Here is a 21993-nt window from a genome sequence, read left to right as displayed (position 1 = left end):
TGCAGCAGATTGAAGAATTTGTTCATTCGATCCCGAACTCGGAGGAAAAATGCCGTTAAAGGAATATGGCGTCTTGGCCGCCAGGGCCGTAGCACGCAGACGCGAAGGGGCCGTTGATACTCCGCATTACCAGATTCACCTGCAGGATCGTCAGGGTACCGATTACCGTGCAGCCGTGAACGTCATGTCCCAAGAGTCGCCGTCGGAATTGCTATATCTGGTGGACGACAGTTTCCAGCACCCCATCCTAGGTCTAATGCCTAGCACCACAGCAGGTTGGACCGCCTTGCCGTCACGGCCGGGCGGCCCCAATCTGGATTTTATACGGGGTAATCTCTTCGACCCGGCGCAGATGCGACTGCTGCCGCCAGACCTCCAGGGGCCCGACAACGATCTCGCGGACCTGCTGGACTATTACGTGCAGCGTGCGATCGGGGACGACGATGCCGTGCTTTACGTATTTGGGGAGCGTTTTGGACCGGAACCGGGTTTCCCGGATAAGGTTTTGATTTCGAGCCTGGCAATGGAGTTCATGACATTCACATGAACCAGGGCAACAGTGTCGCGTTCCGCAGAGACGACGGGGTCCGGCAGGACGGGGGCCTGCTGCTGCACTATCCCTCAGAATCCCGGTGGGTCGGCATCTTCCTCGCCTTCCAAAGCCAGGCGTGGCATACCGACGATGTTACGGGCCATGCCCTGGATGGTGCGGAACCGCGGCCTGCCCATGGGACCGGCGCGCTGCAGATCCTGGCCGCCATGGTCAATCCGGTAGGTACGGCATCGGAGGCGGAGAGCGTGTTGCTGATTAACGCGTCACCTGCGGCGCTCGACCTGACCGGATGGCACCTGGCGGACCGACTCAAGAATCTATGCCCCGTTCCTGGAGGTCAGCTCGCTCCAGGTGCGACCTTGCAGGTTCCGATGACCGACGGCGCCCAACTGGGAAACAACGGCGGTCAGATCACGCTTCTGGATGCCCTGGGACGGAAGGTACACGGAGTCTCATACACTCGGGACCAGGCAAGTCGGGAAGGGTGGACTGTTGTTTTCTGACACTGGATGGGTCCGTTCCACCGGCGGGACTGGACCGCTGCCGGTGCCACACACGATCCGACGCCAACGAACTCGACCGGAAAGCATCACTGATTGTTGACCACCGACTGATACAGCGGTCGGACAGTTCCCACGCACTTCGGTGACCGAATGTCATATGTCTACAGCCCGGACCTTGGCCAACGCATCGTCATATCCGTCTGATGACGTGGAGGAGGAGCTGCGGTGATCTACGAGCAAGGGCACGACAGGACGTCGCAATTGCAGACTTCCGCAGTATCGGGGTCGTGTGCCCGGCCAACTTACGACGCATGGGGACGAAGCAGACAATGAGAATCTACGGGGCGGAACAGCGGTCCAGCAGGCAGTTGGGGGGGTGCACGGTGACCGGATGGCCCCGCCCAGACGAACCGACCGGCAAAATCGAACTCGTTCTCAATCAGCAGAGCACTCTCGATGCGGATGGTGACCTCCGCGACGGATTATCCGCACGGTCGTTCGCCATGGTGACCACCTCTGGGTTGCAAACGACGAGACAACCAGTCTCGAACGGCTCACGCTTGAGACCGGCGACCGGGCAGGTGCGCACCACAGCTTTGATCTCACCAATTTCCTCGACCTGCCAGGGGACAAGGGGGAGATCGATATCGAAGGCCTGGATGTCGATGGGGAAATCCTTTGGCTTGTCGGGTCGCACAGTTCGGTCCGCAAGCAAATCAAAAGCGGACCTGAGCCGGCCGAGGCCCTGAGATCCCTGGCGACAGTCGAGGTCAGCCGGCGTCGACAGGTGCTCGCCAGGCTCTCGACCAGGACACTCCTTGCACCGGCAGGTGGCCGGGCGGGTGAGAAGCTGCTTCCTGTGTTCGGTGGTGGAAGTATGGAGGGCTTGTTGGATCTCCTGGCCGATGACCTCACCTTGGGCGGTTCTTATCGTCCTCCGCCGACACGACGTCATGGCCGATCCCAGGCAAGGACAACGGGATCGACTGCGAAGGCCTTGCCGTGCTGGGCGACCGTGTATTTATCGGCCTGCGGGGACCGGTGTTACGCGGGTGGGCGATGATTGTCGAGCTCAAGGTTGGCGATGGGTCAAACATCGAGCCGCAGCCCATCGGTCCAGGGAACCGTCGCTACCGGAAGCACTTTCTGGACCTGCGCGGCTTGGGCGTGCGGGATCTGTGCCGTCACGGGGACGACCTCCTCGTTTTGGCAGGACCCGCCATGGAGCTTGACGGCCGCACTGCGGTCTTTCGCTGGCGGGGTGCCCTGACGTCTCAAGAGGAGGCCGTCCTGCACACAGGGGAGCTGAGATGCGAATTCGACGTAGCGTTCGGAAAAGGCCAGGACCGTGCCGAAGGAATCACCGTGCTGGAGGATGGCAGAAAGGCCTTGGTGGTGTTTGACACGCCGGCTGACGAACGTAAACGCGGACACCATGGAGTCCGCGCCGATGTCTTCGATCTTAGAAAGTAAGGCTGTTGCAGGGGTCATCATGCCCGCGGTCACTCGATGGCATCAGAGACGTATGCCAGAGCCCGGGTACCTCGCGCTCGACATGTCGCCGCACTGCTTCCGCAACGCGAATCGGAGGACCCGAAGTTCGGCATCGACTGAAATCCACAGGGGAAGGGGCAACCGAGCGCTTCCCAGACGTTGAAGGCCGAAGCGGGCAGCCCACCAAGCGTGACAAGCCGGTAACGCCGTGGTAACGGAAGCTGGGCTTACTGAGGGTGGCACATCCATCTCCACATCAATTGAAGATACGTGAAAGGCAACACCAATGCGGGTCACCCTCAGCCCATGGCGCTACGATGGTCGCCACCATAACTGCGAACGTCCTTGTCCGGTTCCGTTGTCGCCGCAGGCTCTGGCCGAGCTCTACGCCCGGTATCAGGAGCTGATTAGATCGCGTCGTCTGCCTCCGAACATGACGTTCGAGCAGTACTACTCGGTCTGGCGGTCTGGACGGCGAGGAGAGAATTTTGTTGGCCTTGACGACGGTTCCATGACCGAAGGTCCCAGCACGGACAAGCAACTGATCGCGAGGCCGGGGAAGCAATTAAAGGGAACGATACGCACTCTCGTACTGTTGGTCGACTTCCCTGATTTGGAACATGATCCGAATCATGGCGAGGGTTATTATGACACGATGCTTTTCAGCAACGGACTGTTCCCCACCGGCAGCATGCGTGATTTCTACCGAAAGGTGAGCGGGTTCGATGCCGATTCCGACAGCGGCATAGACGTGCAGGGGGAGGTGCATGGCTGGCTCCGCCTGCCACGGCCGCTGAGCTTCTATGCGGGCGGAAATTCCGGCATGAACGATAGCTTTCCACGCAATGCCCAGGGGATGGCCCTGGACGCCGTGCAGGCAGCACTCGATGCGGGCGTTGAGTTCGACCCCAGCCTGGATGCTCTCGACGAGAACATTGTGACGGCACTCTTCGTTGTTCACGCAGGGCGCGGAGCCGAGCAGACAGGGTCACGAGACGATCTGTGGAGTCTGAAATGGGTTGTGCCCGGAGGCATCGGGGTAGGTGAGGGCCTTTCTGTTCGGACCTTCCTCACCGTTCCGGAAGACTGCATGGTCGGGGTCTGCGCGCATGAGTGGGGCCATTTGGCAGCGCGCTGGGCGGACTACTACGATACTGGCCGAGTAAAAGCCACCCAATCCAACGGCCTTGGCGACTACTGCCTGATGGCGTCCGGCTCGTGGGGAAACGGAGGGCTGACGCCGGCTTTCCCCAATGGCATGCTGCGCATGTTTCACGGTTGGCTTACGCCCCAGCTGGTTACGGAGACCACTCAGAACATCGTGCTCGAACCAGCCGCCGAGGGCGGTGGAATGCTGTTCATACGGAACGAAAATCGGATGAGTGAAACTCAGTACGTCGTCGTCGAATACCGGCGCCGGCACGGTCAGGACTCGTTCCTGCCGGACGAAGGAATCGCCGTCTACGTCGTCGATGAGGCGATCAACGATGTCAATAACGAAAAAGCGCTCGCCGTCGAACTCATTCAGGCGGACAACCGGCGCGATCTCGCAAAAATCTTCGGCCAGGGAAACAGGGGGGACGCGAGCGATCTTTATCCCTTCGGGGACAACAACTCGATCGGCAATACGACGGCCCCAGCCCTAAACCTTCCCGACGGTACCTGGTCGGGCGTCACGATCAATGTTTCCGGCACGCCCGGTGGCCCCGAGATGCAGGTGGACGTCACGGTCGAGTAAGGCGCTGATTCGCTTACGCACTCACAAACGGAAGTAATCAGAGACGGGCCCACATAGCATTTGAACCGCATTTCGTATGCTATTCGTCTCGGAAGGCAGCGATGATGGACATGGCGGAGTTTCGGGTGTCGACTTTCAACCTTGAGAACTTCGACGAGCCAGGCCCGGGAGTACGGCCGTCGTTGGCCGAACGGATCGAGCTGATGCGACCACAAATCGTCCGGCTTCGCACGAATCTTGCCTTTTTCAGGAGGTGAACGGCTAGGAGCGTCCAGGCCAGCCCCGGGCACTGGCGGCACTGGAACAGCTGTTGGCCGCCACTAACCTCGCTGGTGCCACCCTCGTCAGCACGCGGGAAGAGGACGGCGGTGTGTTCGACGAACGGAACCTGGTGATCGCCACCCGTCTGCCGGTGCTGGCAGTCGAGCAGCTGAGCAATGACTTGGTCGCAAAGCTCCAGTATCGGCGCCTCACCGGTATATATCAAGCTGTTTGTGACAGCGGGGTGGTTTGTTTGTTGTTGATCCCGGCTGTGGGAGGGGCTGCCGGTGCTGAGGGTTTGTGTCGGTATCGGTGCGGGTTGCGGGCGTAGCAGGCGTCGGGTGTTGCTTGCCGTTGCCTGCGGGTGTGCTCGACGAGTCCGTGGTGGACGGTGTCGGGTGTGTAGTAGTTCAGGCCGCTGTGGCGGTGGTTGGCGTTGTAGTCCGCGAAGTACGCCGCCATGTGTTCGCGGGCGGTGCTGCAGGTCCTGGAACCTTTGCGGGAAGTCGAGGTCGTATTTGACGGTCTTGAACAGGGATTCGGAGTACGGGTTGTCATCGGATACCCGGGGCCTTGAGTAGGACAGGGTGATGCCCAGGGCCCGGGCGAGGTCCAGGGTGGTGCCGGCCCGCATCGGCGCCCCGTTATCGGCGTGGAGCACAGCCGGGCGCTGCCTGTTGCCGGCCACGGCGTCCCGGATCAGTGCCGAGGCAAGGGCTGCGGTTTCGGTGTATTCAACCCGGTGCCCGACAACCTTGCGGGAGAACACGTCCAGCATCGTGTAGAGCCGGTAGGTGTGTTTGCCGGGGCCGTGGAGCATCGTGATGTCCCAGCTCCAGAGCTGGTTCGGGGCCGTGGCTTCCAGGACGGGTTTGGCCCGTTTGGGGCCGGTTCCGCTCCGTTGTGGCCGGCGGTCTCCGTTCTGTCCGTGTCGGGCCACGATCCGGTGGGCTGCGGCAATCGAGAAGGAGCAGTGCCCCGCGTCCAGCATCCGGTAGTAGGCCTGGGTGACCGAAAGGTTGCCGTAGTCCTCGGAATTGAGCAGTCCCATGAACTCTTCGGCTTCGGCCGTGGTGATCCGGTTCGGATAGGCCCTCTCGGTCTGCGGCACGGTGATCCCGGCCGGGGCAGGCGGGTTCAGGTGCCGGTACCAGGTGGTGCGGTGCAAGCCCACCAGGGCGCAGGCCTTCACCGCTGACCAGCCAGCCGTCACCAGTTTGCCGGCAAAGGTCAGGACGATGTCTTTCCAGGCTTTGGTATCAACCATTCCGGGCGTCCCGGCTCCGGTTCCTCCAGCTCCGGTTCCGTTGCCGCCGCGCTCTTGGCCATTGCATCCAAGAGCGCGGAAGCTTTTCCCAGAATGTCCACCGCGGCCTCGGACCGGGCCAGCTTGGCCTTGAGGATCTCGTTCTCCTTCAAAACCCGCTGCAGCTGTCGTTTGTCTCCGGCATTCAATCGCTGGTCCTCCTTGCTTGGATCCGCCACGGCAGGCAGTTCACCGGATTCGCGGGCGCGTGCCCATTCCCGGACCGTGGCAGCCCGGATTCCGATCGTCCTGGCCAAGGCCATCTTCGAGCCCCGCTCAAGACACTTTTCGTGCTCATCCAGAATCGCGTTTTTCTCGCCAACCGTGAAGTGACGATTCGATTGGCGGACAGGAATAACAAAATCCATCACGGACCTTCCCCACCCCGCGCACCGGCTCCAACCAACAGAGAACCTGTCACACAAGAGCCTGACACACAGGGTCACTGCACTCCCCCCGGATGCCGCCGCAGTCGAGATCGGAGTGGAACGCCCCATTCTGTACGTGCAATTGGATCTAGGCAACGGCCGGCGGCTGCACGCGATCAATGTGCACTTGAAATCCAAGATTCGAACAGACATCCCTGGACAGAAGATCGACAACTTCACTTGGCGAACTGCAGATGCCTGGGCGGAGGGAAGCTTCATCTCATCCATGAAGCGCATGTCTCAGGCACTGGAAGTGCGCCGACTCGTCGACAGGATCCTGGAGGCCGAACCGGCGGCCCGCATCATCGTCGCGGGCGACTTCAACGCCACGCCCGAAGAGGTGCCGGTCAAGACCATCCGCGGCGACGTCGAGGACACTGGCAACACTGAACTGGCCAGAAGGGATCTTGGTGCCGATCGAGCACACGCTTCCCGAGTCGGTCAGGTACACCCTCTTTCACCAAGGCCGTGGCCAGATGCTTGACCACATGCTTGTGACCCGAAACCTGCTGGAAGACTACCTGGGTTCGGAGATCCACAACGAAGTTCTCCACGACGAGTCCGCGGCCTTCGCCGTCGACCGCAAATACCCCGAATCCGACCACGCCCCAGTCGTCGCGACCTTCAGTCTTAAATAGTCGGCGGTTCTGGGAGCATGCCGTCGGAAGCTGCATAGCCGCTTCCTGGCCCATAACCAGCGCTTTAATGGGAGCCAGGCATCATCGCCGGAACCTTCCGGATGACCGATAGAGGAGGGTCTGCGAAGCGCCATATATGCCATTGGGCCTTCTGCTTCCGCAGCAATTTGCAGGCCTTCCTGGGCTTCGTCGACTAGCTGTTATGCGCAGCAGTGCGAAGCCCGCCGAGACCGTGTCCCGCCGTAGAGAACGGGGCTTGTATGGCCAGCGGCGTGGCCCAGGCGTCCTCGACGGAGATAAACCCGACCATAGTTTCCCGCCGCCAGCGAGGCGGTGCGGCCTAAGGCGGGGCGGCACGTTATCGGTGCGGATCAGGGCCAGCAGGAAGGTCCGGATGGGTGGGGCCCAAAGCGCAGTGTGCCCGGGCCCGATGGCCATTGTTTCGTCAGTCTAGGATGTATGGCCTGGATAATGAAGGGCGTTAGAGGATGTTGCCGATCATTGTGCGGGACGCCCATACGTACCACCCGCAAGGTCCGGGCTTCTCCTTCTCCGAGGAGCGGTGGCGCGGCCGACGACTGAACGTGATGTTGCGCAGTCCAAGGCTGGCCCTATCGATTCGGCAGGTTGCTCAGCCATTCGCTCACACGCGAGATGACCGCTTCGCGGCTGCCAGCGTACGTAATCACTGTCTCTGACGCTTCACCTGAGGTCGAAGTGAGCCGAGCCCGAAAAGGCTCTGCGTGCTCCGCTTCGTACCAAACGCTGATCACAAAAGTTGCCTCATGTCGTCCTACTTCCCCCTCGTTGGCCATCATAGAAGCCACAGCAGGCACCTCGCCTTCTCAAGATCGCTAATATATTCTCTGTCGCAGACGCCATCCCAAGATTCATCAAAAACTTCGGATAGATCGCTCTCAGTAATATGCTGGCCCATAAGTCTCAAGGTTCAGAGGTGGCTTCAATCAAGAAAAGCTCAAGATGATGAGCCTTTGGATCCGACCATCTTCGACTGGCAGTTCTGCGGGAAAACAGTAGGCCGCTGAATCCGGGCAAGAGTAGCGGATCCTGACGGACGTTGGCATGCGGTTCCTAAGACGGACACCACGCGGTGCACTTACGTTGTAACCTAAGGCATTGGCTTAAGTCTGGGACGTCAGACCGGCAACCGCACGGCTGTGACGTCCTGACTGGGGCTTGAAATAATAGCGGCTTCCATTTCCTTCTTCTTGGCGATGGGCTAATTTGATACTCAGGCCGGGAAAGCTGGAAGGAGATACAGAAGGTCTTCCTGAGACGCAGTAGGTTGTGTAGCCGTTGAAGGGAAGAACGGATATTAAGGTGCGATGGCCAATGTTGGCTGCCGCCGTATTGCATAAGCTGCAGCGGCCTCCCGAGAGTCTCGAGGTTGCGAGTATAGCCATGGGGGACTTGATGGTAAAGGACAAAGACGTCCGCTTTCAATTGAACCTTTTTCAACGCTGGCAATTACTGTGCGGGCAAACCGAAGTTCACGTTGCTTCCAGGCAACAGCGGTTAATTGCCGCTCTGGCACTTTTTGGTCCCCGGAACCGACATTACATGAGTGGCCTTTTGTGGCCGGATAGCCCGGAAGCCCGCGCTTTGGAAAGTCTGCGAGTAAGCATGCACTTGATATCACGCCAGACTCCTGGGCTGTTGGTGAATGGGGGGGCCGTTCTTTCCTTGGTTGACAGCCTGAGCGTGGATCTCCACCAATGCCTCGAACAGGTCCGGAATTGTGAACGTTCTGGGTCAAGCGCTGACGAAGATGATTGTCTATCCCATGTCCGGTGCGCCGACCTGCTGCCCGGCTGGTATGAAGACTGGGTAATCCTGGAGCAGAACCGACTGCGGAATTTGCGGTTGCGCGTGTTGGTGGGACATGCGCGACGATGGCTTGAGCAGGGGGAGGCTGAAAAAGCAGCCGACGCGGCCCGGAGCGCTCTCGAGCTTGAGCCCCTTCAGGAAAGCTGCGTGGGGCTCCTGATGCGTGCTGAACTTAAACAGGGAAACCGCGCCCGCGCCGTGAACACGTTCGAAAATTTCAAGGCCAGACTGACTGCGGAGCTGGGGGTGAGTCCCTCGCCCCACCTCACCCAGCTTGCGGCTGGCATTCGCGGATCGATAAGGCAGTGACCTAGCGGCTCGGGTACCTGCAAGTGAGGGTGGCGGCCGCGCAGCCTCCATCCACGCTTCTTGTTTGGCTTACAGACGCGGGCCTTGAATGTGCGTCGGCTTATTAGTGCCTCCGGCGGGTAACGAACAGCTGCGGCGGGAACTGAACTACGGTCTTGACCGTCAGTCCTGAGTTGGCTCACGGGTCGTGGCCTCGCGGTGGACCGACGCTCTGACCTGCGGTGATGTCAGCGGATCGGTGCTTTTTCACGCACTAACGGGTTTTGTTCTAGTGTCACCGGTGTGGCGTTCATCAGGAGGGTGCGGACGGCCTCGGGAGCGACGGCAGTACAGATCGCCGAGTATTTGCGCGGTCGTCAGCGGATCGTGGAGCACGTCGGCTCGGCGCATACGGAGGCCGAGCTCGGCATGCTGCTCCAGCGCGCCCGTGAGCTGCTGGACAACCCCGCCCAGGGCGTCCTCGAGCTCGGTGTCGAGCCCACGCCTCCGGTGAAAGGCCTGATTGTGCCTGCCGGACCGGGCTTGTTCGAGGCGGCCGGCGCGGCGATGCCAGCCGGTCGTGACGGTCCGGGACGCGTGATCGGGACGGACTCGCGGATCCTGTTCGAGGCGTTGTCCTGCGTGTTCACGGCGCTGGGGTTCGATGGCCTCGGCGACGAGGTGTTCCGGGACCTGGTGATCGCCCGGGTCGTGGAGCCGACATCACTGCTGGATGCCGGCAGGGTCCTGCGGGATCTGGGCCAGTCCCCGGCCAGCTACGCGACGATGAAGCGCACCCTGGGCCGGGCGGCTTCGGGCAAGTACCGCGATCGGATCGCGACCTGGTGCTTCCAGCACGCCAGCGCCGACGGGGACATCTCCCTTGTGCTCTACGACGTCACCACGCTCTACTTCGAGGCCGAGAAGGAAGACGAGCTGCGCAAGGTCGGCTACTCCAAGGAACGCCGCGTCGACCCGCAGATCGTTGTCGGTCTGCTCGTGGACCGGGGCGGGTTCCCGTTGGAGATCGGCTGCTTCGAAGGCAACAAGGCCGAGACCTCGACCATGATCCCGATTATCAAGCAGTTCCAGGCCCGCCACAGTCTGGCCGACATGGTCGTCGTGGCCGACGCCGGGATGCTCTCCGCGGGCAACCTGCGCGAGCTGGATGAGGCGAACCTGCGGTTCATCGTCGGCTCCCGGATGACGAAGGCCCCGACCGACCTGGCCTCCCACTTCCGCTGGCACGGCGACGCGTGCACCGACGGGCAGCTGAATGACACGATCACCCCCGGGACCGGCCACACCAAGGAGAACAACCCCGACCTGCGCGCCGAACCGGTCTGGGACCCCGCCACTCACTCGGGTTCATGGCGGACCGTGTGGGCCTACTCCCGCAAGAGGGCCGTCCGCGACGCCACCACCCTCACGGCCCAAGAGAACCGGGCGCGCGAGGTCATCGAGGGACAGAAAGCTGCCCGCACCCCACGCTTCGTCAAGACCGCCGGCGGGAAACGCAGCCTCGACGAGGCATCACTGACACGCGCCCGGCAACTGGCCGGCCTCAAGGGTTACGTCACGAACATCCCGGCAACAGCCATGGCCGCAACGGAAATCATCGGCTCCTACCACGACCTGTGGCACGTCGAGCAGTCCTTCCGGATGAGCAAGACAGACCTGCGGGCCAGGCCCATGTTCCACCGCACCCGCGACGCGATCGAGGCACACCTCACGATCGTGTTCACCGCGCTTGCCATCTCCAGAACAGTCCAGAACAAGACAGGACTCGCCGTGGTCAACGTCATCAAACAGCTCCGACCCCTCCGCTCGGCCACCATCGCCATCAACGGCACCACACAGAGATTCGACCCCGCCATCTCCACCGAACAGCAAACAATCCTCGAGGCCATCCACAGCTCAAAACTCACGCACTAAGCAAATGAGCCAAGTCAGGTCAGTTGCCGGTTGAAGTTGCGGGAGACCCGAAGGTGCCAGGGATCTTGGGCCCTGCCAAACTGTCCATTCGCTAACGGAGCTGGATGGGCTCAGCCGTCCTATACCGCCGGCAACATCAATGACACGAAGATGAGCCTGCCTGAGGGCACGACCGGCCAGCCAAGTCACGTCAAAGTTGCCCAACGGATAAGGGGTTGCGGCCCAGGCTTCCACAAGTCACCTGCGCAGTGGGGTAGACAGGGTATGTCCCGTCTTTTCGATCAAGGACGACCGAGTATCGCCTTTGTCGTCAAGGTTACGAGTTCAGATGGCCGGTTTGTACAGCCAATCGCACCATGCGCTACGGCCTCTGCAACGTGCTCAGGAGACCTTGAACTCGCGTAAATTACAAAAGGAGTCTGATCGTTGCGTTTCCGAATAGAGTCCAGGAGAGTATAGCCTGCGCGAGAATCAGGCGGCCGGCCCATATCGGAAATAATCAGGTCGTAAGAATCCACCTTGAGTCGCTTGAGGCATCCTCAGTACTTGTGCTGAGGTCGACAGCAATACCTAATTGCTGCATGGCCGACCGCTCGAAACGATTACCTTCCGGCCTGTCGTCGACCCAGAGCACTTTAGCCTCCGCGAGTCGCTGGAGCGACATTTCATCCGGAACAACCGAACTGAGCACCCCAACCGCCCTATCGGCCGTAATTTCCTCATCAGGCGCTTTTGCGCTGGCTGCACTGAGTGCGACCGCTGCACTCTTGAGTTGTATCTCGAGGCCCGCCGCCTTAACTAATGTCGCCTTTGCCAAAATGATACAACAGCATGCGCAACTGCGGTTCGAACAGAAACAGTGCATAGAGGAGTATTCCTGGCCATAAATCTCCACTGAGGAGACCACTTGAAGTGGACACAACGTTTGCCTGCTGCTCGCTGTGACCGAAAATGACCGGCACGGTGCTGAGGCCCAATGGGGTGAGAATCAGGAGGAGCCCTACGATTAGAAGCCACCTCGTCTTTGTGGGATGGTCTGTCATACCCTTATCCTCATAATCCGGTCTGTCATACCATGTCAGCAACCTCGTCTGGATCCAGCCAACCGGCGGCGACGTCCTGCATTGACCTCCCCTTGTCCAGACGACTGCCCGGTGTTTCTACCTGCGCTGACGAGGTCCCCTACAGGCGGAAGGGGGCAGGAGCTTTCTCCGGTCCAACGCGCGGGGGCAGTTGATTACCAGTACATGATTGCGGTCTGTCCGGATCCGCCGGCCCAGGTGAGACGTACGCGGATAACGTAGTGGCGGCCTTGGAACAGTTTGGCGGAGATGTTGGTGTTGCGGTCCTGCCCGCTGTCATCGTCGCCGGCGACGTACCGTTGCTCGCCATTGACTTCCTCAAACAGCACGAGTATGGCGTCGGCCGTGCCGAAGGTTCCGATCTGATATGTCCGTGATGCCGACGGCTCGAGCTTGAAGTCGGCTTGCTCACCCGATTTCAGCGACAACGTCCTGGTCTGGAACGGTTCGAGCGTGGGGAACGGGGCCGGCAAAGCGGGGTAGAAGCGTTTCACCCACTGCTTGTCGGTTTCGGAGAGTCCGCCGGCAGGGTTGAGGCCATCGTGGTATTTCGCGGGTTGCACGATGAGCCCTGCCGGGAACCAGTACTCCATGATCGAGTCCGGGTTCCAGTTGGAGCCTTCGACTTCGCCGGCATCGATTTTCCGCAGGACGTTTTGGCAGGTTTGGTCCCTGGACCAGTTGTTCGGATCGCCGCCAAAGTAGTCATAGACCTTCTGTTCGTCCCAGACAATGCCAGCGAAGGGGTTCTGGTGCTCGTGGGGAAGGCCGAGCGTGTGGCCGATCTCGTGAAGGGCCGTGGTGTGACCGTAGTCGTCAGTAAGGTCCCAACCGAAGTTCATAGTCGTCTCGGCCGTCCCAATCCCAAGGATGTCGCGACCAACATAGGACCAGGATCCGTCGGCCTGGTCGAACCCTATCCGTATCTCCGCTTCGCTTCGGTCAGTGATTTCGACGAATTCCAGGCCGACCGGCAGGTTCTTCCACTCGTTGAGGCGTCCCGAACTGCTTGGTGCTGTGATTCAGGACCGTCCGTCAGGGAGCAGTGCAGCACGGTGCCGTTGACCCATTTGGAGGCCATGACTCGTATGAGTTCCAGCCGGTTGGCCGGCAGCCCGGCGGGTAGCGCCCGGACCGTCCTGGGCTTCACGCTGCAATGCGGACGGGACATCACGTCATCCATTTTGATCGTCCTGAACGGGTCGATCCGCTGCTGATTCCGCAGTCATGTTGAGCCTGCTTGCGGGAAAAGTTAAACATCCGGGCTGTTATCCGGACGTTACTGACGGTCCCAAGGGAATTGGCGCCGACTTGGAGCGATGCATTCCACGAGCCGGAATTTTTCAAGCTGAGCGGTACCAAAGGGAGTTAGGCGGCTGATGGTTCTGTGATTTCCTGGGGCTGGTTGATCCACGCGGGTCCTGGGAGCGCGAGGATTTTGGGGTCGGTGGTTGTGGTGAAGCGTTCGGGGTGTTTCGCTCGGGCTGCAGCGAGCGTTGCTGAGCGCTCTGCGGCCACGCTCGCGGCGTGACCGTAGTGGACGTTCGCGGGGGTGTGGAACCCGATTCCGGAGTGCTGGTGGTGATGGTTGTACCAGTCCACGAAGCCGCTGATAAACGCCCCGGCGTCGTGGACTGAGGCGAAGCGTTCGGGGAATTCCGGACCGTATTTCAGGGTCTTGAACAGCGCCTCGCTGTAGGGATTGTCATTGGACACCCGGGGCCTGGAGTGGGACCTGGTGACCTCCAGGTCCGAGAGCAGCGCGGCCACCGTCGTCATGGACGTTCCCCGGTCCGCGTGCACAACCTGGGGGATGCCATGGATCCCAAAGATTCCCTTCATCATTTCCACCGCCAGGACTCCGGATTCGGTGGCGTGGACGTGCGCGCCGACGATGAACCTGGAATGGATATCGACCATCATGTAGCAGTCGAAATACTTGCCCTTGACCGGGCCGGCAAGTTTGGTGATATCCCAAGTGAACACCTGGCCCGGGGCCGCGGCGACCAGTTCAGGAACCGCCCGGGGCGGATGCTTGGCCAGCCGGCGGCGTTCCTTGACCTGCTTGTTCTCCTCCAGCACCCGGTAAAAAGTCGACAGCGACCCCAGATAGATCCCGTCATCCAACAGCTTCGTATAGACCTGCATGGGCGCCAGATCCACGAACTCCGGCGAGTTCAGCGCCGCGAGGATCCCGGCCCTTTCGGCGGTGCTGAGTTTGTTCTGCGGCACGACCGGCAGCTGGTCCCGCGGCGGGGCCGGTTTCCGGTTCGCGGTCGTCCTGGAAACACCGGTCAATGATGCTGCACGGCGCGTGGGGATCTTCAGTTCAAGCATCGACCGGTACGTGGCCATCAGCGTTTCCTGGACCGGGGCCCGTCCGGCATATCCTCTGAGGCGCTCTCTAAGAACGCCTGTAGTTTTCCCATCAGTTCCAGGGCTGCCTCGGTCTTCTGCAACCGGCTCTCACTCACCTCTAGCTGGCGGCGCAAACGCGCGTTCTCGGCCTGGTCCGCCGAGAGTTTCCCGATCGTTTCCCCGGCCTTCTTCCCGGCCAGGACCCCGGCGTCACGCAGCCGGCGCCACTCGGTCATCTGCGAGGAATACAGACCCTCCCGTCGCAGGAAAGCACCGCCCTCACTGTTCTCACACGCCTTCTCGTACGCGGTCAAAAACTCGAGCTTCTGGACGGGGGTGAACGACCGACGAGGCCGTGGTCCACCAGCCCGCGGCCCGGAACTACCACTGCTACTACTCACAGCACTATCTTGGCGTACTGCACTCAAAGCTGGACTGGACATGATTACTGGATTCCTGGTTCTCGCCCCACACGATCAAACGGACTTGCTACGAGCCCCTGGTACCGTTCCAGCCTGACAGGTAGGGAGCCCGCCGCTGCCAGGCTTCCTGCAGCCAAGAGAAGGGCGGTGCGGCACCGGGTTTGAAGGGAAGGCCGCAAGTCTCGCCAGCGTCGTATGGTTACAGCTGGGCGGCCCAGCCCATTATGTGGAACCTAACTCCTATGACCCAGTGCCAGCGTACCTACCTGCGGATGCGGGTCTTCTCCGACTTCACCGGACGATAGGACTACAGGATGGACGTGTGGATGCTGGAGTAAACCAGCATCGTGGCGCAACGCCGAGATGTAGGCACATTCCCCGGAAGCCGGGTTGCGTATGCGGCGGTCGAGGCGACACCCACGTCCGGTTCCAATGTGAAAGTTAATCGAATGTGCGGTTGGGCAAGTAAGACTATCCATGGCTCTACGGATCAGAGAACACTCATCTCGTCTGCGCGGACATATGGCGGCCTGAACCCATCTAGTTCGCGCCCAGGTTGACGGCCGAGAACCCGCTGCATCTGCAGGCCGGACACTGCCCCGCCACACCCGTGCGCACCCTTTGGTGACACTGTTGGAACCTTTGATGACACCATGATCCGCGAGGGGCAGCGAATAGCGTCCTGCGGCAGCGCGCCGCCGCCTGCAGGGTCCGGTAGAAAATCCGGCATCTGAGCCAAGTTGCGCTCAACGGCGGCGCTGCTTCCTGTCTTGATGAGCTACGTACTTTATAGCCAAAGAGTCGCTGGCACGATGCGACTGCCAGGTGGCATTGGAGGCAGAGGCAGGAGTGGAACTTGAGCCACTCCACGAAAGAGCGGTTGGACAGCCTAATTCGAGCTGAGCGGCTGAAGCGTAACAACGCCTCAGCACTATGGACCTTCCAGAAGTACGAAGCGCAGCTGAAGACGGACATGCAGGTTGCTTCACCACAAGCGATTCGAAGGCTTTGTTACGGATGTTCTGTGAGCGCTACGGAGCGGAATGAGAGACGCCTTTCCATGGCCGGGCCACCAGCCACCAGATGTCCCTGGTCGGGGCCATGCTGATACTTGGCAACGACAATGACGGGATTGGAGAGTCCCGCCGTACGGTTTCGGCGATCTTGCTCATGATCTTCGGATCTGTGCCTTTTAGCCGCCTGAGGAGCCAGGTTGGGCCGAGAGCCACTCACGTACAATACTTAGGACCTCGTCTGGATTTGCGCTGGCAGTTTTGTTGGTTTCACCCTCAGAACCCCGGCCATACATCACCCTGGCGCGGAATCCGGACACCTGGTCCGGCTCGTACCAGGTACGAATGACTAGCGTGCCCATGTGAGGCATTCCTGCGTCCGCCCCGTCCTGATCGGGTAATCCTGGCGAACGATCATCGCTTATCACGGCATTTCACCTTACTCTGCGTCTGCGGTCACCTGCAGGACAATCAACATCAACGAGTCTCCATGCCCCCGTATGCCTCATGTCCGCCAGCAAGGCTTTGCGGGGTCCGCCAAGGAAGACCCGAGCGCCGGCACGCCCGGGCAGCATGCTTGATTGTTTCTCTTTTCGACTCAGGCGATCACCAAGACATTTGTATGATCTCCTTAGAATCATCATGTGACAAATTTAGTCACATGATCACTGAATGGGCAAATCTATTCGAATTTAGTCAGATTACCGTTATTCCAATGGAACCTTCACGCCGTAGCACTTACGCCTCAGATTCACAGCCGCCTGTTCCGAGCAGGCGGGGCAGTCCCGTTGACGCCGACCGCTGCCTCCGGCGCTTATTGCTCAACTGCCGCGGACTTCATCAGTTCGCCAGGCTGTTCCGGGGCCGCGGCAGTGAAGGAGCAGTTGGGGCCGTGGGCCTCCAGCACTATGCCAGCGGCTTCGATCGACCCTGTACGGTCCTCAGCCAACGGCCGATCAAGGCTGAGGACCCAGTTACTTGTTTCGCCGGATTCAGACGGAGGAGTGGGCTTGCTGGCGTCCGGTTGCGTTCCCTCGGGGCCAGCGCTCCAAGCCATGTTGCCGCCCGCCATTGCCGCAGTCGTAGAGTTGCGGGCGGGCCGGGCAGGTGTCAACGACCACCCCCATTGCCCGCAAGTCGTCCAGCTCTTTCTCTTCAACGTTGCCGGTGATCAAGCTGGCTGTCACCTGCGCCTAATCGATCATTTTTTCACGCCGCCCGTTCGCCTTACCGCAGGGGGAGGCAATGACGCGTGTTCTTACCATGTCGGTTTTTTCATGTCCGGGCGATTTGTGCCCGTCGCCGTGCCTGCTCTGGCCACCGGACTAGGAAGTGACCACCTGGCGGCTTGCTGAACCGACGGCGGGCTCTAATGCCCGTGAAGGATGCGAAGACTGGACGCGGAACCGAACCGCGCTGGAGTTCATCGACACCTGCCCGGCCCGGCCCGGCAACTCAAAGAAGACCGGCGGCATGTTCTGGTACACCGTGACCGTTGACGATGGCCTGCCCTGTGACCGTGGGTTTCAGCCCGGTCCTGTTATTCGTTCATCCCAGCGCCCGATTCCTTCCCGCATATCAGCTGTCTTGAATCAGCAGGCCTTCGAGCAACTGCTGCCGGTTCTCGGCAGCAAAGCCGTGAGCATGCGCCACCAGCCACCGGGGAAAGCGGACATGTAACGGCACAGTAACGGCGGTGGTATTGACTGTCAGCGACCGGTAGCACTGGTCAATGAGGACTTATCGACATTGCACTCGGAAGTACAGCTAAACGGCGGCCCAGTAAGGAATCAACAGATGTATCTGACTGCAGGATGGCAAGGAGGAAACCCCCGATGAGCTGGTTTGGGTGGGAAAGTTTGGGCGGGGTACTGACCAGTGCCCCGGTGGCATCGTCCTGGGCATCCGGGAGGCTGGACACCTTTGCACGCGGCACGGATTCGGCGCTGTGGCACAAGTGGTTCCAGAACGGGTGGTCAGGCTGGGAGAGCCTGGGCGGAGTGCTCACGTCCGCTCCCTGCGCCGTTTCCTGGGGCAACGGCCGGATTGACGTGTTCGCACGCGGTACGGATTCGGCGCTGTGGCACAAGTGGTTCCAGAACGGTTGGTCGGGCTGGGAGAGCCTGGGCGGGGTGCTCACCTCGGGGCCCGCCGTTTCCAGCTGGGCTTCGGGACGGCTGGATGTGTTCGCACGGGGTACGGATTCGGCGCTGTGGCACAAGTGGTTCCAGAACGGCTGGTCGGGCTGGGAGAGCCTGGGCGGGGTGCTCACCTCCGCTCCCTGCGCCGTCTCCTGGGGCAATGGCCGGATTGACGTGTTCGCGCGCGGTACGGATTCGGCGCTGTGGCACAAGTGGTTCCAGAACGGCTGGTCGGGCTGGGAGAGCCTGGGCGGGGTGCTCACCTCGGGGCCAGCCGTTTCCAGCTGGGCTTCGGGACGCCTGGACGTGTTTGCCCGCGGTACGGATTCGGCGCTGTGGCACAAGTGGTTCCAGAATGGGTGGTCGGGCTGGGAGAGCTTGGGCGGGGTGCTCACCTCCGGCCCCGGTGCCGTCTCCTGGGGCCCGAACCGGATCGATATCTTCGCAACCGGGACCAACAGCGCCATGTGGCACCGTTGGTGGTCCGCGGTGCAGACCGTGCGGCTGCATGCAAAGATCCTCACAGCTCCCAACGTCGCCGTGAACACCTCAGTTCAGCGGATGCGCGAGGTCTACGCGACGGGGGGCATCGGGGTGGAATTGGCCTCCACCGAAAACCTGAACCTGCCAAGCCTTAACATTGTCGATGTGGGTGAGTGCGTACGGGGGCAGGCCACGGCGGAGCAGAATCAGCTTTTCGCCAACCGCAACAACGCCGGTGCCAACGACGTCGTGGTGTACTTCGTGCAGGCCACGGATCCGCCATTTAATGGTTGCGCAGCGCACCCGGCGGGACAGCCCGGCGCCGTCGTCGCCCAGGGAGCCACACAATGGACTTTGGGCCACGAGGTCGGCCACGTCCTGGGACTTAATCACGTAAACAATAACGACCGGCTCATGACGGGAAACGGCACTGCAAACATCACCAACCCGCCGCCGGATTTGATCGACACGGAGGTGGCAACCATGATCAGCAGCCCCTTCACCCAGGACATCTAGGAGGCCGTGATGAATGTATCCATGCAGGACGTGCTAAAGGTCCTGGAGCCCGAGGAGCCCCGTTACAGCGAAGCAGCAGCCCTTGGTCCGGAAAGCCTTCCCCACCTCCGGGCGCTGGTGGAGGGAGATGATGCCATGCTGGCGTCCAAGGCTGCCTATGCCGCCGGCCTCCTTGAGGGGGGCCAGGATGTCGTCTTGGCAGCAGCACACAGCGACGAGGCGATCATTCGCGCTGCTGCAGCTGGCGCAGCCAGAAACCTGCCCGCTGAATCTGCTGTCGCTGTCCTGGCGGACCTCGTCGGCGATACTGATGCAGGTGTTCGGAAGGTCGCCCGGTCGGCGATTCCGGAGAACGCACCTCAGGAACTCATCGAGAGGGTAGAGGCCGCCGCTCGATGGGAGGACGGCCCGACCCCACCCCGCGAGCAGCCAGGCGCGGGCCTGATGCCGGGAGAAACCCAGGTCCCCGGCAGGATGCCGGGCGAGGAAGCACCCAGGGACGATCAGGGGGCGGCGGGTTTGATGCCAGGGGAGGAACCACCTGTAAAGGATCAGAGGGGGACGGGTTTGATGCCGGGGGAGGAAGCACCCAGGGACGATCAGGGGGCGGCGGGTTTGATGCCGGGGGAGGAACTACCTGTAAAGGATCAGGGGGCGACGGGTTTGATGCCGGGCGAGACTCGATAATTCAATGTCGTGATCGGCGGTTGAAAGCGAACATTGTGCGAGCCGAGCTTGTCTCCGGCCCACAGTCATCCGCCTGGCCCTTTGGGTCTGCAGAGACAGCATCCCTGAACGGACCGGAGCGCTCAGCGACTGTCGAGGTTCACCATTGAGGTCTGTAGACGTCGCCCAAGTGGCCGATGCGACGGAAATATATGATGTGTTCCTCGGCATTGAGCGTGAACGGCACCGGTCTTGGAGTTCCGGTGGGAATCGACAGTTAGGGAATGGAGTTGGATGAGTGGGCTTCCTGGTCTCATTGCTGCGCTGCGGCGACTGCGCTGGGCGTGGCCGCATTCATCCGGGTCCTCTGGTGAACCCTCTGTCCGTGTCTCGACTCGACCTGGACGCTCTGCTTTCCTTTGACCGACGCAAGGGCCGAAACGTCAATGCCTCCCTTGTATCCGCTTTTGGGTTCGCTGTAAAGCGTGTAGTTGCATGCATGGTCCGCTCTGTTCCCGCAGCCGGTAAGACTGTAACGCGCAAGTAACGATCTATGAGGCTACATAGTGGACAGCAGCTTGCTTGACGACTTGGAACTAAGGGCGTCGCGAGATCGCTGTCGTTATTAAGCCATGGCCCTTGGAGGGTATGGCAACCTCAGCTCATCTCCTGACTGCTCCAGCTACAGGCCACGAATGTGTGGCAGAAGGGGACAGGGCAGTGGCCGGATCAAGGGATGACCGTGCTCGAGCCGACGGGTTCAGGGGAGCGCCACGAACACGAATCTGGGTTCAACACGTTGCGGTCGAAACCGATAAGTTGCAAATGCGCGTAGCTGCTGCTCGAGCGCGCGGCATGCTGACCGAACATGAGAAAGTCATAGCTGAAGGTGTATGGCGGTTTGCGGACAAGGCTCGCGCAGCCGCATTCAGAGATGATCCCATCCCTGGAAACATAGCCAACTGGTGGCGTGGAACTCTTGTAGAGGCCGCCTACCGTAACATGCACGCTGCCAGAGCTCAAATCATCGATCTTTATAGCAGCGAAGAACTGAGAGCTGAAATTCCGATGGTCGTTGCGCGTGCGAACGCCGCCCTGCACAGGGATGACCCACGGCGTATTTCGATTCCGGACCTGGAAGCTGAGCCCCTGGGGAGCCAACGGGCCCGCATGCGACGCATTGTGGGAGACAGCTACGAACAACTTGATCTCAAGCATGCACAATTGCGCAGTTTCCGCAATATCCTCCTTATTGTTGCCGGCTTCATCGTGGCTGGGGTGGTCGCGACCCTCATATTTGTAGCTCTGAATCCGCATTTGATGCCGTTTTGTTTCCCGCGGCAAATAACATTAAATACGAACCCTTCCCCTACCGCAGCAAGTGATCAGGCTTGTCCGACCAGTTCGGGCTTAGGAGCGCATCCCAGTGGCGCGGACGTCCTTGTTGTGGCGGTCTTAGGGGGACTTGGCGGTTCACTGGCTGCCACCTTGTCGATTCGCAACCTCAAAGGGACGTCCACTCCGTACGACGTGCCCGTCGCTTTGGCTTTTCTAAAAGTACCTTTAGGAGCCCTGACTGCCATGCTTGGGCTCATAGCAATACAGGGCAACTTCATCCCCGGTCTTTCGGCTCTGGACTCGCAAGGGCAGATTTTGGCCTATGCCGTCATATTCGGGTTCGCTCAACAGGCATTGACGCATTATTTGGACGCAAAGGCCCAGACGCTCGTTGAGGACTTGCCGGGAGGCGCGGGTAATGAGCCAACACCACCCGATACCTCGGGCACACTGAGTCGACCGCCAGGAACAACATAACGGTGACCGGCGCGACCATCAGGGAAGGTCGATGCGAAGGACATTGCGATCAAGCGGGTCCCAGGCAGCGGCCCGGTCGCCGATCGCAATTGCCGGCATGCACACCAAAGGATGCCGGAGTCGAGTACTGGAACAAGGATGCAAGCCAGAATGAAACAAATGCGGGCGGTAACTTTGCGGGTCGATGCTGATTATCCCGATTGGAATCTCCCGCCGGACAGATCGTCCATGCAAAAGTGCCCGGTGAGAGTGGCACCTGGAAGCTACGTGATATTCGTTCCTCGTAACGGTCGCCTCTTGGCTCGTCAATGCTCCTTGTCCATAGCTATGAATCTCTTCAGGCCGCGGCACATCTGATCCGGTGTTAACGCCAACCGAAAATAGGGCCATTAGCCCGGGGTTTTCATGGTGCGGCTGTTGATGGCGCGTGTTTAAGCAGGGAAAGGGTGCTCTGAACTGGGAAAATAGTGGTTGTCGAGACCTACATTTTGCCGAGTGAAGGAGC

General features: G+C 60.6%; 15 protein-coding genes and 1 pseudogene. 11 read left to right on the top strand and 5 right to left on the bottom strand.

All coding sequences use genetic code 11. The features are described 5' to 3' along the window. The first annotated feature begins 49 nt into the window (after positions 1–49). Positions 50–547 carry a YukJ family protein gene (locus tag ASG92_RS29325; protein ID WP_200952032.1) on the top strand — a complete coding sequence of 166 codons (498 nt, stop codon included), beginning with the start codon at positions 50–52 and terminating at the stop codon, positions 545–547. After that, entirely contained in the window at positions 544–1056 is a 513-nt protein-coding gene (locus tag ASG92_RS29320) for a lamin tail domain-containing protein (protein ID WP_200952031.1), read from the top strand. Before ASG92_RS29325 ends, ASG92_RS29320 begins: the two co-directional genes overlap by 4 nt. Positions 1057–1495: 439 nt before the next feature. Here the strand turns inward: ASG92_RS29320 and ASG92_RS30345 are convergent, their stop codons facing one another. Next, positions 1496–1753, bottom strand: coding sequence for a hypothetical protein (locus ASG92_RS30345; RefSeq protein WP_082579636.1), 258 nt, complete (start codon positions 1751–1753; stop codon positions 1496–1498). Positions 1754–1977: 224 nt separating this feature from the next. Here ASG92_RS30345 and ASG92_RS30340 point away from each other — a divergent pair. Both ASG92_RS30340 and ASG92_RS20155 read left to right on the top strand, forming a co-directional pair. Then, positions 1978–2529 (top strand): annotated as a pseudogene (locus tag ASG92_RS30340) (DUF3616 domain-containing protein); the annotation flags it as partial. Between the two features lie 307 nt (positions 2530–2836). Further along, positions 2837–4288, top strand: a complete 1452-nt coding sequence (locus ASG92_RS20155; protein WP_082579634.1) for a M6 family metalloprotease domain-containing protein — start codon at positions 2837–2839, stop codon at positions 4286–4288. Positions 4289–4367: 79 nt separating this feature from the next. Here the strand turns inward: ASG92_RS20155 and ASG92_RS20150 are convergent, their stop codons facing one another. Both ASG92_RS20150 and ASG92_RS20145 read right to left on the bottom strand, forming a co-directional pair. Further along, a complete protein-coding gene (locus ASG92_RS20150) occupies positions 4368–5816 on the bottom strand; it encodes an IS3 family transposase (protein WP_056632475.1) in 1449 nt (482 codons plus the stop codon). After that, the gene (locus ASG92_RS20145) at positions 5780–6223 is read right to left on the bottom strand and encodes a hypothetical protein (protein WP_082579633.1); all 444 of its coding nucleotides are present in this window, start codon (positions 6221–6223) and stop codon (positions 5780–5782) included. The genes ASG92_RS20150 and ASG92_RS20145 overlap by 37 nt, the downstream gene beginning before the upstream one ends. A gap of 115 nt (positions 6224–6338) precedes the next feature. Here ASG92_RS20145 and ASG92_RS20140 point away from each other — a divergent pair, with 115 nt between their 5' ends. The 3 genes from ASG92_RS20140 to ASG92_RS20130 all read left to right on the top strand — a co-directional run bounded on the left by ASG92_RS20140 (position 6339) and on the right by ASG92_RS20130 (position 10992). Next, positions 6339–6767 (top strand): hypothetical protein, encoded by a 429-nt coding sequence (locus ASG92_RS20140; protein WP_056632470.1) that lies wholly within the window; start codon positions 6339–6341, stop codon positions 6765–6767. Positions 6768–6771: 4 nt separating this feature from the next. Beyond that, a complete protein-coding gene (locus ASG92_RS29315) occupies positions 6772–6921 on the top strand; it encodes a hypothetical protein (protein ID WP_200952030.1) in 150 nt (49 codons plus the stop codon). 2439 nt (positions 6922–9360) lie between these two features. After that, positions 9361–10992: an IS1634 family transposase gene (locus ASG92_RS20130; RefSeq protein WP_056632463.1), complete on the top strand. Its 1632-nt coding sequence runs from the start codon at positions 9361–9363 to the stop codon at positions 10990–10992. Positions 10993–12229: 1237 nt separating this feature from the next. On the opposite strand, the gene ASG92_RS20120 is transcribed toward ASG92_RS20130, so the two are convergent. Both ASG92_RS20120 and ASG92_RS20115 read right to left on the bottom strand, forming a co-directional pair. Next, a complete protein-coding gene (locus ASG92_RS20120) occupies positions 12230–12994 on the bottom strand; it encodes a hypothetical protein (protein ID WP_240987226.1) in 765 nt (254 codons plus the stop codon). 448 nt (positions 12995–13442) lie between these two features. Further along, positions 13443–14875, bottom strand: a protein-coding gene (locus ASG92_RS20115; protein ID WP_157372306.1) for a DDE-type integrase/transposase/recombinase whose coding sequence is annotated in 2 segments (ribosomal slippage) — positions 13443–14503 and positions 14503–14875 — 1434 coding nt in all. Because the reading frame shifts where the segments join, the coding sequence is not laid out codon by codon here. A 2324-nt stretch (positions 14876–17199) separates the two neighbouring features. Between ASG92_RS20115 and ASG92_RS20105 the strand changes: the two genes are divergently transcribed. From ASG92_RS20105 to ASG92_RS28525, 4 genes are all read left to right on the top strand, one after another. Further along, positions 17200–17547, top strand: a complete 348-nt coding sequence (locus ASG92_RS20105; RefSeq protein WP_056632450.1) for a hypothetical protein — start codon at positions 17200–17202, stop codon at positions 17545–17547. Positions 17548–17702: 155 nt separating this feature from the next. Continuing rightward, a complete protein-coding gene (locus ASG92_RS28535) occupies positions 17703–19007 on the top strand; it encodes a hypothetical protein (RefSeq protein ID WP_200952029.1) in 1305 nt (434 codons plus the stop codon). A 9-nt stretch (positions 19008–19016) separates the two neighbouring features. Continuing rightward, the gene (locus tag ASG92_RS28530) at positions 19017–19694 is read left to right on the top strand and encodes a hypothetical protein (RefSeq protein ID WP_056632443.1); all 678 of its coding nucleotides are present in this window, start codon (positions 19017–19019) and stop codon (positions 19692–19694) included. An 804-nt stretch (positions 19695–20498) separates the two neighbouring features. After that, positions 20499–21488, top strand: coding sequence for a hypothetical protein (locus ASG92_RS28525; protein ID WP_157372304.1), 990 nt, complete (start codon positions 20499–20501; stop codon positions 21486–21488). Positions 21489–21993: the final 505 nt, after the last annotated feature.

This window comes from Arthrobacter sp. Soil736, from assembly GCF_001428005.1.
Taxonomy (GTDB): Bacteria; Actinomycetota; Actinomycetes; order Actinomycetales; family Micrococcaceae; genus Arthrobacter.
Note: the sequence above shows the minus strand (reverse complement) of the source record. Positions and strands in the feature narration are given on the sequence as shown.